This window comes from Paludibaculum fermentans (assembly GCF_015277775.1).
Lineage (GTDB): Bacteria > Acidobacteriota > Terriglobia > Bryobacterales > Bryobacteraceae > Paludibaculum > Paludibaculum fermentans.
On the sequence record NZ_CP063849.1, the window covers coordinates 4632567 to 4646569 of the forward strand.

Sequence of the window (14003 nt, forward strand, 5' to 3'; positions counted from 1 at the left end):
GGCTCGGGTGGTGGGCCGTGAGGCAGACCGAGGGCCAGCCGGGGGGCTGGCTGCCGACCTGGGGGTCCGCCGTCCTACGGGGTGGCGGGCTCGGGTGGTGGGCCGTGAGGCAGACCGAAGGCCAGCCGGGGGCTGGCTGCGGATCTGGGGGTCCGCCGTACTACGGGGTTGTGGTTGGCTGAACAAGAGCAGACCGCTGGGTTGCCGCTGCGGATGGGATGGCATGGCCCTAGGCGAAGAGGATGCGGTAGGTCTTGCCCTTCTCCGCCTGGATGCGGAGGCCGGCGGGTTCGGGGGTCATTCGGACGGGGCGGCCGGCGGCCGTGATTTCTCCTATGGATTGGCCGGCGGGCGGGCGCACCACTATGGATATCGATGCGGCCGGGCGAAGGGTGACTTCGGTGGCCTTGCCCGCGGCCCACTGAAGATTGACCTCGATGCCGCCTCGGGCCCGGAGGCCGCGCACGGAGCCTTGCGGCCACGCCTTCGGCAGCGCGGGCAGGAAGTGAAGGGCGCCGTCGTGGCTCTGGAGGAGCATCTCCGCGATGGCCGCGGCTCCGCCGAAGTTGCCGTCGATCTGGAAGATGAAGCCGCTGCCCGCGGGGTGGGTATCAAAGAGGTTGTGGGAGGTGCTCTTGCGCAGGAGCATGACGATGGACTCGTTGGCCTGGTCTCCGTCGTGGAGGCGCGCCCAAAAGTTGATGGCCCAGGCGCGGCTCCAGCCGGTGTAGGCTCCTCCCGCCTGGAGGCGGCGTTCGAGGGAGACGCGGGCGGCGCGGGCGAGGGCCGGCGTCTGGCGCGGAGTGATTTCGCTGCCGGGGTAGAGCGGGTACATGTGGGAAATGTGGCGCTGTCCGGGCTCGGGTTCGTCGAAGTCGAGGGCCCACTCCATGAGCTGGCCGTGCTTGCCGATCTGGTAGGGCGGGAGTTTGGCCCGGGCGGCTTGGAGTTTGGCGCGGAAATCCGGATCGAGACTGAGCGTGTTGGAGAGCTCGATGCAGCTGGTGAAGAGCTCGCGGATGAGCGCGATGTCCATGGTGCAGCCGGCGCTGGTCTGGGCGGTGCGGCCTTCGGCCGTGCGGAAGCTGTTCTCGGTGGAGAACGAAGGGCAGGTGATGAGATGGCCGGAGCCGTCGTCGTAGAGCCAGGCGAGGCAGAACTCGGCGGCGCTCTTCAGGACGGGGTAGGCGCGTTGGCGGGCGAACTGGGAGTCGCCGGTGAAGCGGAGGTGCTCCATGAGATGAGCGCAGAACCAGGGGGCGCTCATGTTCCAGTTGGCCCAGGTGGGCGAGCCCTGGCCGAAGGAGCCGACGGGCGCGGACTGCCGCCAGATGTCGACGTTGTGATGGGCCACCCAGCCGGGCAGGCCGTAGTTGACGGAGGCGGTTTTGGCGCCGTTGCGGCTGAGCTCGTCGATGAGGTCGAACAGGGGCGCGTGGAGATCAGAGAGATTGGTGGTCTCGGCGAGCCAGTAGTTCATCTGGGCGTTGATGTTGGCGGTCCAGTTGGCGCTCCAGGGCGGGCGGACTTCATAGCTCCAGATGCCCTGGAGATTGGCGGGCTGGGTGCCGGGGCGGGAGCTGGCGATGAGGAGGTAGCGGCCGTACTGGAAGTAGAGCGCGGCGAGGTGGGGATCCGGGGTGGTCTCCAGGCGGGCGAGGCGTTCGTCGGTGGGCAGGGCGGCCGCAGAGTGGCCGCCGAGGTCGAGGGCGACGCGGCGGAAGAGGCCCTGGTGGTCGGCGATGTGGTCGGCGCGGAGTTGGGCGAACGGGCGTTTGGCGGCGGCTTCGAGGACCTTGGCGCACTTGTCGGAGACGGCGGAGGCCGGCAGGTCGGGCTGTTGATCGAAGCCCCGGAAGCCGGTGGCGGCGGCGAGGAGGAGGGTGGCGGAGGAGGCTCCAGTGACGTGGAGGACGCCGTTGTCGATGGAGACCTTGCCGCCTTTCTGGATGACGCGGAGGCGGGCTTCGAAGAGCATGCCCTGGCCGGGGGTTTCGTCAAAGATGACGGGCTTGGCGGTATTGGTGACGTAGTTGGGGTCGACGTGGGCCGGGGCCTTGCCGGTCATGCGGAGGGTGTCGCGGACGGGCGCGGTGACCTTGATGGGGAGCGGGTTCTGGAAGGATGCGCGAAAGGTGAGGCCGGCGGGCTGGGTGGTGGTGAGCTGGACGACGAGGACCTGGCCGGAGTGGCTCGCGAAGACTTCGCGGGTGTACGTGACGGACTGGACTTGGTATTCGGTGCGGGCGATGGCGGTGTCGAGGTCGAGTTCGCGGCGGTAATTCGTGGGTGAGCCCGGGTGGTCGAAGTGGAGGAGGAGGTCGCCGAGGGTCTGGTAGGACTCGTTGTAGGGGCCCTGCATCTGCTTGCAGAGCTGATCGGCCTCAGGGTATTTGCCTTCGGCGACGAGTTGGCGGATGGCGGGGATGTGCTGTTTGGCGTTGGGGTTGTTGGCGTCGTGGGGGGAACCGGACCAGAGGGTGTCCTCGTTGAGCTGGAGGCGTTCCTGGGGGGCTCCGCCGAAGACCATGGCGCCCAGGCGACCGTTGCCGACGGGGAGGGCCTCGACCCAGGTTTGGGCGGGCTGGCGGTACCAGAGGGCGGACGGGGGCGCCGCGGGGGCCGGGGCCGCGGCGGCGGAGAGAGGGGCGAGGGCGGCGGCCTGGAGAAGGTGTCGGCGGGTGGGCTTCGGCAGCATGGCGATTCTCAGGGTATCAGGGGCGGGTTGGGTGGGTGAATGGGTTTGCTCGGCCGGAGTTCCGGTGAGATTGGATTCTGGGCGGGCTGGCGAGGGTTCGGTTTGATTGGTTGGGGTTGGTGGGTTTGGCTGGGGGGTTGTTGGGGTTGCAGCGGGACTCGGGCTGGGCCAGGGGGAATGCTGGAGGTGGCGGGCGTGGGGGTTGGGGGGGCTGGCGATGGTTCGGTCTGGTCGCTTTGGTTTGGTGGGTTTGGCTCGGGCGTCGTTGGGATTGCGGCGGGCCCCCGGCTCCGCCGGGGGTAAGGCTGGGGGGAGTGGGCGTTGGGGGTGGGGATTGGGGCTGCAGCTGATGCCGGGGAGGGCGAGTTGGACGGATTGAGACCGCTGGGTGAATGGGTTTGGTCGGCCAAATTCAATGGGAGATCCGATTTGCAGGGGGCTGGCGACGAGTGGGGTTGCTCGCTTTGGTCTGGTGGGTTTGGCTCGGGCATCGTTGGGGTTGCGGCGGGCCCCCGGCTCCGCCGGGGGTAAGGCTGGGGGTGGCTGGCGTTGGAGTTGGAGAGGGCTGGCGATGGTTTGGTTTGATTGCTTTGGTTTAGTGGGTTTGGCTCGGGCGTTGTTGAGGTTGCGGCGGGCCCCCGCTCCGCCGGGGAGAAGGCTGGGGGTGGCGGGCGTTGGGGTTGGAGAGGGCTGGCGGTGGTTCGGTCTGGTTACTTTGGTCTGGTGGGTTTGGCTCGGGCGTCGTTGGGATTGCGGCGGGCCCCAGCTCCGCCGGGGGTAAGGCTGGGGGTGGCTGGCGTTGGGGTTGGGGAGGGCTGGCGATGGTTCGGTCTGGTCGCTTTGGTTTGGCGGGTTTGGCTCGGGCGTCGTTGGGATTGCGGCGGGCCCCCGGCTCCGCCGGGGGTAAGGCTGGGGGGAGTGGGCGTTGGGGTTGGAGAGGGCTGGCGGTGGTTCCGTCTGGTTACTTTGGTCTGGTGGGTTTGGCTCGGGCCTTGTTGATGTTGCGGCGGGCCCCCGGCTCCGCCGGGGGTAAGGCTGGGGGTGGCTGGCGTTGGGGTTGGGGATTGAGGCCGCGGGTGGGGCCGTGGAGGGAGAGCTGCACGGATTGAGACTGCTGGGTGAATGGGTTTGGTCGGCCAAAAGTTCGATGGGTTGGGTTTGGGCTAGTTCGGCTTCGAGCTCTTTTGGGGCGGCGCTTAGGGCCTGTTCGACGCGGCGGAGACGGACCTGGATCCAGCCGGCGTAGCGGCTTAGCGCCTGGATGTAGCCGCTTTGGCGGAGAACCCACTCCGTGGCGAGCTTCTCGTCGCCGCGGCCGTAGTCGAGCCCGGCATCGAAAAGGCCCTGCTCGCGTTTCTCGTGGAGGATGCGATGGCCGTCGAGCATCCACCACTCGTAGTGAAGGGCGCGGCGCGCGGGATCGACGATGGCTTGGGTTTTCCCTTCGGCCCGGCTCCGGAAGAAGGCTTCGATGTGGGGCGGCATGCGGTGGACGCGGGCATAGGCCCGGGTGCGGCAGCCATTGGCGGAGACGATGGCTTTGCCGGCGACCGTGCGCGGACCGGTGGATTTGCGGGCATTGGCCCGGTTGGCGGCGAGGCGCTTCTCTGAGATGTTCGACTGGGGCATGGACGGGTCCTTCTCTGGTTTTGGAGTCTGGTTCGGGTCGCCGGTCAGGGTTTGATTCGCCACTTGATCCGGCACTTCCGCAGCGCTCGATTGAGCGCTTGCGTCCGGGACGGAAGCGGGGCGCGCGATGGTTCCTTTGGGCCGGCTAGTTGGGGTGGAGACGCTGGATCAGGCGGAGTTCGGCCGCGAGGGCGCGATGGCGGCGCCAGTAGCGTTCCTCGAGTTTGAGGGCTTCCTGGAGGGACTTGCGTTGGGCGGGATCCATGGTGAGCCAGGCTTGCAGGGCGTGGACTCCGGGGCTGGCTTTGGGGACGAGCTCATTGGTGTGGTCCCACTGGCGCTGGATCTGGAGGGTCAGGGCGTTGGCTTCAAAGGAGGCGTAGCGTTCGGCGCGCCAGATGCATTCGGCGATGCGGTCGGCGAGGATGTGCTGATAGATGGTGGCCGGTTTGTACTGTTCGTGGACGGCGGCACGAAGCTTTTTATAGTACTCCTTGCGTTCGCAGAAAGTGAGCGCTCCGGTGGCTTTGGGGCCGGTGAGGATGCCATCCTCGGCGACCTTGGTGTGGTGGGTGAGGAGGTCGACGTCCGGGAAGGCGCAGTCGGCTGGTTCGGAGATGTGCATGTGAAATTTCCTCTATACCCATTCTTAGGGGCGGTGGACCAAGGATTTAGGAGAAGAATATCTGCAACTTGTTGATTACAGGGAGCCAAATTTTTCTTGAAATAGTGTCATGAGAGAACCTTCATGTGGGGAAACGGGGTGGTTCTGTGGGGCGGGGCGACGGGACGGGTTGGGACGGGGTGGATTGGGGCCTCTGGGGGAGGGGGACGTTCCCGCCCTGGCAACAGTGTGGGTGAGTTGGTGTTGCGGATGTGTTCGTTTGTGCCAGGGAGGAACGTCCCCGTGGGGCGTATTCGGTGGATGGGGCTGGAGCTGGTCCTTTTGGTCCGGGGTCACGGTACACTCCTAGAAATAGCAAAGCGTCCGCATTTGTACTGTTTGAGACCGGCGGACTACTTCACCTGCTCCCAGAGGGTTGGATGGCATGAGCCCGGCTGACATTGATGCGCAAGTTGAACGGATTCTGGCGAGCCCATTGTTCTCACAATCGGCGCGGCTGATCCGTTTCCTGCGGTTCGTGGTGGGGGCCACACAAGCGGGCCGGGCGGATGATTTGAAGGAATACACGTTGGGCGTGGAGGTCTTCGATCGCGGCAAGGACTTTGATCCGCGCGTTGACAACATCGTCCGGATCCAGGCAGCGAAGCTGAGGTCGAAGCTGGTGGAATACTATGCGGGCGAGGGGGCCCAGGATCAGATCCTCATCGGGATCCCCAAAGGGAGCTATGTCCCGCAGATCCGCCTGCAGTCCACCGCCGGGCGCAAAGCCGCGTCGGCGACAGACGGGCGATCGCGCATAGCGGTGCTGCCGTTCGTGAACATGAGCGCTGACGTGGAGAACGAGTATTTCAGCGACGGCTTGACGGAGGAGCTGATCAACCGCCTGGCCTGCGTCCCGGAACTGCAGGTGGTGGCGCGGACCTCGGCGTTCCGCTTTAAAGGGCTAAACGAAGACTTGCGCGAGGTGGGCGCCAAGCTGAACGTGACGACGGTGCTGGAAGGCAGTGTCCGGAAGGCCGGCAACCAACTGCGAGTGACGGCGCAGCTCATCGACGTAAATACCGGCTTCCATCTCTTTTCGAAGACTTACCAGCGCGAGTATAAAGATGTCTTCGACCTGCAGGACGAACTGGCGCAGGCGGTGGCGGCTGAAGTGGCTCCGCAGGGGGGACGGCCGGGACCGGCGAGCCAGGAGACACGGACCGAGAACCTGAACGCCTACAGTGCGTATTTGCGGGGCATGTTCGCGTTGGGCAGCCGGTTTGTGGATCTGCGCCAGTGCCTGGATTGCTTTCGGGAGGCGCTGTCGAGCGCGCCTGAGTATGCGGCCGCGTGGGCCGGGCTGTCGCACGGGTATCTGCTGCTGGCCTGGTTCTATCGTGCCGAGGAGAGCGCGGCCGTGCCCTTGTCGAGGGAGGCGGCGGCGAAGGCGCTGGCGCTGGATCCGGATTCGGCGATGGGCCTGAGTTCGCTGGCCTCAGTGGAGTGCGCCAGCGACTGGCAATGGGCGTCCGCGGAGGCGAAATTCACACGGGCGATTGAGCGGCAACCGACGCTTTCCATCGCCTACATCGCGTATGCCTTCTGGTGCCTGCTGCCCCAGCTTCGGCTGGGGGAAGCGCAGGCCGTGATCCAGCGGGGCCTGGCGGTGGATCCCTTCAATCCGCTGATGCAGGCGATTGCGGTCTATATCCACGGGCGGGCGCGCCATTTTGAAGAGGCGGAACGGCAGGGTGTCCTGGCGATGAACATTGCGCCCGGCTATGCCCCGATTCCAGCCTGCATCGGCTGCGCCCAGGAGTGGGCGGGGCAACTTGCACCGGCAATCGCAGCCTACCGTGAGGCATGCAAGCTGTCGCTGAATGCCGGGTTCCCGCTATCCTGCCTGGGCCACGCGCTGGCGGCGGCGGGAGAGACAACGGAAGCGCTGCGGGTGCTGGACGAGTTGTTGCAGGCGGAGCAGCAATCCCCCGCCGATATCGGCCGGGTGCTGCTGGGGCTGGGACGGGAAGACGAGGCGCTGAATTGGTTGGAGATGGCCGCGGAGCGGAGATCGGTGTATCTGCTGCGCGTACCGGGCGACCCGCGATTCGACAGGCTCTTGGCGCATCCGCGTTACCAGGCGGTGCTGCGCCGGATGGGGTTGCCGATTAGGGCAATGGCTTCGGCCGCGGGCCGGACCGATCGCCGTTGAGGACCTCCGGCCGGAGTCGCGCTTCCGGCAACCGGCAGGCAGGCGTCCCCTGCAGCTTCACGACGGACAGTCAGGGAGACGGGCGGCCACGGTGTGATTTGGAACCGGGGCGACCGCGGCGGGTGATTGCGCGATGGCGGCCGGGAGCTGGGCAAACGACCTGCGGCTGAGGCCGGAAAGCTCCATGGCGATGCGGCGGCGCACGAAGGGCAATCTGTTGATGAAGGACAGAAGGCCATTGCGCAGGGCGAGTTTCGCCGCGCCGCGCAGGGTGGCGAGCGTGGTGAGACGGCCGGCCAGAGCCAGGACGCGGCTTGCCGCCGGGCGGCGCATTTTCCGGTAGGTGTCGAGGATCGCGGAGCCATCCGCCGCGCGGACGGCCCTGGCGAGCAGTTGGCCGAGAACGACGGCATCCACCAGACCGGTGTTCATGCCCTGGCCGCCCGCGGGGCTGTGGACATGGGCGGCGTCACCCATGACGAGCAGGCGGCCGTTCCGGTAGTCGTTGGCCACGCGGTGGTGCAGGCGGAAGCGCGAGCTCCAGAGGACCTCTTTCACCTTGTCTGTGCCGGCCGCGGGTCCGCGTGAGTCGAGCAGAGCCTGGATGTCGTCCACTCCGGGTTGCTCCGGCGCCTGGTGGACGGTGGCCACTACGCGGAAGATGCCATTGGGCAGCGGCGCCACGACGACGAGGCCCAAGGGGGAGAAGAAGAGGGAGACTTCGTTAGCGAGCGCCCAATCCATGCGTACGTCGGCGAGGACGAAGGACTCCTCGTAGGTCCCGCCTTCGAAGCCGATGCCGGCGGCGGCGCGCACGATGCTGTGCATGCCATCGGCTCCGACCACATATTGGGCACGAAGGGAGGCGGGTCCGGAGGGGGTGGCCAGAGTGACCGAGACGCCGGCGGGATCCTGGGTGACGGCGGTGGCGGTGACTCCGCGGAAGATGTGTCCGCCCAGGGCGGTGAGGCGGTCGCTGAGCACCTTTTCGGTGAGGTCCTGGGGGAGCATGAGCAGGTAGTGGTAAGGGGTGGGGAGCGGATTGAACTGGAGTTTCAGGAGGACTCCCTGGCGATTGCGGATGCAGAAGTTGCTGAGCGGTATGCCGAGTTGCACCAATTGCCGTGAAACTCCGAGGGATTCCAGCATTTCGAGGGTATGGGCGTGGATTACGCCAGCTCGGGAGGTGTTGAGGCCCTGCTGTAATTTGTCGATGATGACGTGCTTCACTCCGGCCTGTTGCAGGGCAATGGCGAGGGCCATGCCGGTTGGGCCGGCGCCGACGATGAGGACTTCGGTGGCGGCCGGGAGGCATTCCGGCTGATGGAGCTGAGGGTGTTCTCCTGCGATCGGCGGAGGAGTGGATGGGGTCGACGATGGATGCAGCATGGTTTGGGGTCTCCTTGGTCAGGATGCGGTGGATGGGGGGTGGAAGGGGAGTAGCTTACCGTTCGAGACGTTGGTTGGAAGTGCAGGGGGGAGGTGGAGGCGGTTGCCGAGATTCCCTACTGATCTAAGAGGTGATCTGGATGGCGTTGGAGTGGCTGGCGGCTGGGGTGGGGTAGGGGGTGGTGGCGGGTGTTAAGTGGAGGGGGCCGTTTTGGTCACCACTGAGGCTTCCTGTAGGGAATGGGGGGATGGGCGGTCTGGGACGGAGGGGGTTGGGGACTTTCGGGGAGGGGGACGTTCACGCCCTGGCAACAGGGGGAGAGAGTTGAGATTGGAGCGGTGTTCGTTTGTGCCAGGGATGAACGTCCCCATGGGGGTGTGGCGTGCGTTGGGGTCTGGGACGGAGTGAGTTGGGGCCTCTGTGCTGGATAGTCCCGAGTGGTGAAAAGGCCAGTCAGCGACTGGCCAATGGGGGGCAGTGCGTGGCGGGGCTATTGTACGACTGTGTTCTCGTCGTGGATTGCGCCAGTCTCCGCTGGTTTGCAGATCTGGCCTATCGTCAACCCTTGGTTTACAAATTGCGAATAACATAAACTTGCAGCGAGTTTAAAAAAGCAGTAACTTGTAAACCATGGGTGGTCAAAACCAGGGAAAGTTAAACTGGCTACAGCACAACCTCCCGGACGGGTTGGTGGTCGATGCCGGCTGGCTGGAACGGCACGGGGTCTCACGCCAGCTCCGGCACAAGTACATCCTGAACCGCTGGCTGGTCGCCTTAGGCCGGGGGGTGTATCGAAGGCCGGACTTGTCAGAAGAAGCCGAACCGATCGCATGGCAACAGTTGGTGATCTCCCTGAATGTTCTGCTGCAGGTTCCTGTGTCGGCCGGCGGCAGGACCGCGCTCGAGTTGCAGGGCTTCCAGCGCTATGTCGCGGCCCAGGGTGCGCGCGAAGCGCATGTGTTTAGCAACGCGGCGCTGCCGGGCTGGGTGTCGAAGGTGCCGGTTGATGCGCGCCTGGTGTTCCACCGGGCGACGAAGCTCTTCCGGAATGGCTCGATCCCGCCCTACAGCGCTCTCACCGGTGCGACCGCGCCCGCGGCGAGCGCCGGCGTGACGCAGTTGGTTTTGGGGCACTCGAAATGGCCGCTGACGGTCTCGACACCCGAGCGCGCCATCCTGGAACTGCTGGATGAGGTGCCGAAGCGCGAGACCTTTCATCAGGCAGATGTACTGATCGAGGGACTGCGTAATCTGAGTCCGCGGCGGCTGCAGGGGTTGCTGGTTGATTGCCGGAGCGTCCAGGTGAAGCGCCTATTCTTCTGGTTTGCGGAACGGCACAGGCATTCCTGGCTGGCGAAGCTGGATCGAACGGCTGTCGACCTTGGGCGGGGGAAGCGGATGGTGGTGCGCGAAGGAAGGTTGGATTCGAAGTATGGCATTACTGTGCCGGAGGAGTTGAGTGGGGGTCTCTGAAGGGTATCGCCGACAGGCGGCGTTGCTGGTGCGAGCCATGCCGCTGGTGGCCGAGGAAGCGTCATTCGCGCTGAAGGGCCGCGAAAAGCAACGCCATCTCTGCCGAACTTGCGCAGAGGGTGGTCTTCCTCAATAGATAACGGTGGGACGGGTCAATTCCACGGCACCCATCCCAACAGACCCGGGGTGCAATCATTACGTCGCGATTGGCGTTACTGCGCAACACTGCCGAGTGGGAACAATCGATTCTTGAACTCGCTGTACTTCAGCACGCTCATCTCACTGCCAATGATCTCGGCCACGGACGTTAGTGCTTCGCACTGGCCTGCATCGTTCGTCACGAACTGCTCACAGTAAGGGAGATAAACAGCTGAAAACATGTCCAATCGTCCAGCCTTACCTAGCGATTTCTGCCTCTCATCGCGAATACAGCGATCATACTGGCTGAAGCAAAGGGCGACTAGAAGCGCCTTGAAAGGGGGGCACCGCTCACTGAAGCCCTGGACTTCTGTGCGACTGAGACGAGTACCTGCCCCGCGCTCGAAGAGATCAACGGCAAGCTCAATGTGCGCGCCGTCCTCGGCCAGTAGCCTCTCAGTGACTTTCTCAAGGGATGGTCTTTCTCCAGAGCACTCCACAAAAAGAGCCTGAAACGCAGGCTTTGCATTCGAGAAGATTACTCGGAAATCCCTCTCCCATTGGCGCAGGCTCTCGCGAGTCTGCTGGCTAATCTCGTGAATGATCTCCTGTCGGACGATCTCACCTTCCGCTTCAGGAAATCGGACGTTGACGCTCATCCACTCGTAAGCATCCCGATTCGCCAAGTATGCTCTCGTGTGCTCCTCGATGATTCCATGAAAGGGCAGAACACACATCCCAGACTTCAGCAACCGCTCGACAATACCAAGCAGCTGGATTCGGCGGGCTTCATCGGGGCTTGCAGCAATCTCAGAGATTGAGGTTTCAGTTACGCCGACGAAGTAAGCGGAACGAACTCCTTGCACCAGGACCGTCCACTCTGAGTCATCGGCCAAGGCATTGATGGCGCTCGTATCTAGAATTAGTTTGCTCATGCTCTATCCTACGCGGCTCTTTTCCAGAATAGATCGACCAAGATCGAATCAGGTCCAATTCGAGGGCTGAGATGTCTACGGACAATTAGGCGTGGGCTTAGTTTCGATCTTTTCCGAAGACTAACCTCAAGCTACATCCAAGGAACAAAGACAATCCGACCTGCCGCCAGTCTCGTAAATCAGCTCCGGCATCGCCTCCTCCCAAATCCGCTCAGCACACTTGTCAAACGAGCGGCTTCTTTGGGGACGTGATTGGTTCGGGTCATCTAGCGAGCGCAATGAGTCGGAATCGCAAACCGATCGGATTCTCCTATCTGCGATGTGCAGCTACTTTATCTCTCGTCGAGGAAAATGTCCGAACGCCCACACGGCGCAATTGACCGAGGCTTAGCGTTCTTCCTCCATCAAGTAATTGCAGTGCCCGAAAGAGGCCATTGACTTCAATTTGCAGATGTTTATCAAGAAGCTGATATTCGTCTCGCGAGTGACAAAAGGCATATGCCTGACACCAGCCACAAACAGTCTGATCAAGTGCATTCAAAGCTACTGCCAATGTCTTGCGACTCCCGCGCTGTCTACATATTTCCCCAATTGCTTCCTTGACAGTGGCTACAGATTTACGCGCTGGATAAATCCGTCCGCCTTCGAAGCGCACGCCAAGAAATACGAATCCTTGAATATACTTGAATATTCTAGTTTTCGCCTTTTCTGCCAATGGTGGACTGAGAGGATGGAGTTTCAGGTGTAGACGTCCCTCCAAGATATCTACACAGCGTCCGTAGGCGGCCTCCGCTTCCGCTTTGGATTTGCACATCACTATGAAATCGTCCACATACCGAATAAGCTTGAACCCACTCTTCTCCATCTCCAAGTCAAATTCACGCAGGTACAAATTTGCCAGCATCGGCGAGAGCGCCGATCCCTGCGGTATGCCGACATGCGCGGGCGGCAAAAGCTCTCGGTCTTTAGTACTCATCCGATCGAGATTGCCAACCATTGGCGTCGATGAGTCTTCGATCAGTCCAAGCAGGCTTCTGCACCTGTAGTGCCGCAAGTACTGACGGAACAATATAGATCGGTCAATGTTATCGAAGAATTTGCTTAAATCCGCTTCCAGAACCCATGTATGCCCACTGTTGTACAAAGCGCTTATGCGACTGATTGCGCCCTTGACGCTACGGCCTTCGATGGATCCGAAGCTGCATGCAGGGTCTGGCACTTTGCCCTTGAGAACGAGTTGAACTGCTTTGGCCACAACTCGGTCTCTAATTGCAAATACCTTAAGTGCGCGCTTGGAGCCATCAGGTTTTGGGATGAAGACGGCCTTCACGGGCGCAAATCGGTAAGCTCTGCGTGCGAGTTGTGAAGATATGTTCTTTAGGTGCGTGTCTAGATTCGACTCGAAGCTTGACATCGACTCTTCTAGGATGTCTTTGGACTGCTTATTCTCTTTGCGAAGCGCGTCCCAGGCTTTTTTGAGAAAATCGGGCCGGGCAATGGTATCGACAGCCGAAATCAAAGTGCCAGATACCTCTGTCGCCCGTAGAAGATGAAAGATCCGGGCGACACATTCGCTTGCGCTAACAAGGTATCGCTTGCAGCACCGCCGACATGGTTATCGCGATATGCGACCCCATCTTCAGAGCCCGCTTGGCTGTTTCCAGCGTCTGCGCCCCCAAAGACCGACGGCAGTGCTCCAGTGGCGGTTTCGAGGTGGACCGAGACATTAACCGAGGCGACAAAGTCGACCCCCGTAGAAATCTTCGCCATACCAAGAAATCTCCATTCTAAGTATACAACAAAGCCCAAGCAAAAAGCAAGGACTAAATTGCATATTGCCTGCCTAAGGCCCCGAAATAGGGGCCACTCCCTCCACCGGATCGCCAGATTATCTCTGTGCAACGCATCTTCATTGACCTCGTTGCTTTGACCCGCGGTCTGACACGGCGACCATTCCTGGAAGCCACCGACCTCGAAAGTATCGCTTGCAGCACCGCCGACATGGTTATCGCGATATGCGACCCCATCTTCAGAGCCCGCTTGGCTGTTTCCAGCGTCTGCGCCCCCAAAGACCGACGGCAGTGGTAGCCTCTACTTCCTATACAGAGCACCATTCAGTGCACTGCACAAGGTGGAGAACATTAGTAGAAGTATACCGCCTCAGCGCGGAAAGTAAACAGGGAATTTCTCCTCCGCAGGGCTTCTGTCACGCCGTCGAGAAGGCGTGCCATCGCGAGGATCGGCTCATCCGGGATCTCACCCACAGGCGCGGCGATTTCAATCGTAATCACCGGCGACAGAGTCGCAATTACCAGAGACCTTAGCCGTGGGCGCTCCTGTCTAGCCTTCGATCTTGATGCTTCATATATGTGTCCAGACACTGCATGCGGCCCAAACAAGAAAGTAGCTTCTTGGTCGGGCTATAGGATATGATTCGCGGCGGCACACTACGCGCCTTCAACTCGCATCACCGGATCGGAAGCCCCCTAGAATCAATCTCTAGCGTTGATCGCCTCTCAACCAATGAGAGACGCCACCAGTGCCAACGAGATTGACCATCCCCAGCAGTCGGTTTGGCCAAGCGCGGTGTCGAGAATGCCTAGCCCTGGACTTCGAAGACTCACCCGCGCCCCGGGAGTTGACGCCTTAGGCCAGAATTGCGAGCCCTGAAATCCACTCCCGATAGGAAATTGCTCCTCCGCTGGGTGAGGTGTAGATAGGCTGCGCGTTGGCCGGATGGACAGTAGCCCACGACGATAGAACAACTCCACTGCAGTTGGCGAACCAAAGCGCCGATCTGAGATCGAGGCTCCACATGGCAAGATCGGCAGCGGAAGTGAAATTCAGCAGGATGCTTGGCGAACTTGGTGAACGAACTATAGCGTTCGCGATACTTAAGGACATGGGGGTAAGTGCCCCAG

8 protein-coding genes are annotated in these 14003 nt (G+C 62.3%); 3 read left to right on the forward strand and 5 right to left on the reverse strand.

The genetic code is table 11. The features are described 5' to 3' along the window. Positions 1 to 229 precede the first annotated feature (229 nt). Positions 230 to 2698 carry a glycoside hydrolase family 95 protein gene (locus IRI77_RS18160; protein WP_194453444.1) on the reverse strand — a complete coding sequence of 823 codons (2469 nt, stop codon included), beginning with the start codon at positions 2696 to 2698 and terminating at the stop codon, positions 230 to 232. Between the two features lie 1272 nt (positions 2699 to 3970). On the opposite strand from IRI77_RS18160, the gene IRI77_RS18165 reads away from it, so the two are divergent. Continuing rightward, positions 3971 to 4309, forward strand: coding sequence for a hypothetical protein (locus IRI77_RS18165; protein WP_194453445.1), 339 nt, complete (start codon positions 3971 to 3973; stop codon positions 4307 to 4309). Between the two features lie 163 nt (positions 4310 to 4472). Here IRI77_RS18165 and IRI77_RS18170 read toward each other — a convergent pair whose 3' ends face one another. Next, entirely contained in the window at positions 4473 to 4952 is a 480-nt protein-coding gene (locus tag IRI77_RS18170; RefSeq protein WP_194453446.1) for a hypothetical protein, read from the reverse strand. Between the two features lie 424 nt (positions 4953 to 5376). On the opposite strand from IRI77_RS18170, the gene IRI77_RS18175 reads away from it, so the two are divergent. After that, a complete protein-coding gene (locus IRI77_RS18175; protein ID WP_194453447.1) occupies positions 5377 to 7146 on the forward strand; it encodes a hypothetical protein in 1770 nt (589 codons plus the stop codon). Positions 7147 to 7203: 57 nt separating this feature from the next. On the opposite strand, the gene IRI77_RS18180 is transcribed toward IRI77_RS18175, so the two are convergent. Further along, positions 7204 to 8535 (reverse strand): FAD-dependent monooxygenase, encoded by a 1332-nt coding sequence (locus IRI77_RS18180; protein WP_194453448.1) that lies wholly within the window; start codon positions 8533 to 8535, stop codon positions 7204 to 7206. 631 nt (positions 8536 to 9166) lie between these two features. Between IRI77_RS18180 and IRI77_RS18185 the strand changes: the two genes are divergently transcribed. After that, positions 9167 to 10009 (forward strand): type IV toxin-antitoxin system AbiEi family antitoxin domain-containing protein, encoded by an 843-nt coding sequence (locus tag IRI77_RS18185; protein ID WP_194453449.1) that lies wholly within the window; start codon positions 9167 to 9169, stop codon positions 10007 to 10009. Between the two features lie 212 nt (positions 10010 to 10221). Here IRI77_RS18185 and IRI77_RS18190 read toward each other — a convergent pair whose 3' ends face one another. After that, positions 10222 to 11082: a hypothetical protein gene (locus IRI77_RS18190; RefSeq protein WP_194453450.1), complete on the reverse strand. Its 861-nt coding sequence runs from the start codon at positions 11080 to 11082 to the stop codon at positions 10222 to 10224. Positions 11083 to 11392: 310 nt separating this feature from the next. Then, a complete protein-coding gene (locus IRI77_RS18195; protein WP_194453451.1) occupies positions 11393 to 12601 on the reverse strand; it encodes a reverse transcriptase domain-containing protein in 1209 nt (402 codons plus the stop codon). Between the last annotated feature and the right edge of the window lie 1402 nt (positions 12602 to 14003).

Coding starts and splice junctions, on each gene's coding strand:
- IRI77_RS18190 (WP_194453450.1), bottom strand. CDS start 11,082: ATGAGCAAACTAATTCTAGATACGAGCGCCATCAATGCCTTGGCCGAT.
- IRI77_RS18170 (WP_194453446.1), bottom strand. CDS start 4,952: ATGCACATCTCCGAACCAGCCGACTGCGCCTTCCCGGACGTCGACCTC.
- IRI77_RS18160 (WP_194453444.1), bottom strand. CDS start 2,698: ATGCTGCCGAAGCCCACCCGCCGACACCTTCTCCAGGCCGCCGCCCTC.
- IRI77_RS18185 (WP_194453449.1), top strand. CDS start 9,167: ATGGGTGGTCAAAACCAGGGAAAGTTAAACTGGCTACAGCACAACCTC.
- IRI77_RS18180 (WP_194453448.1), bottom strand. CDS start 8,535: ATGCTGCATCCATCGTCGACCCCATCCACTCCTCCGCCGATCGCAGGA.
- IRI77_RS18175 (WP_194453447.1), top strand. CDS start 5,377: ATGAGCCCGGCTGACATTGATGCGCAAGTTGAACGGATTCTGGCGAGC.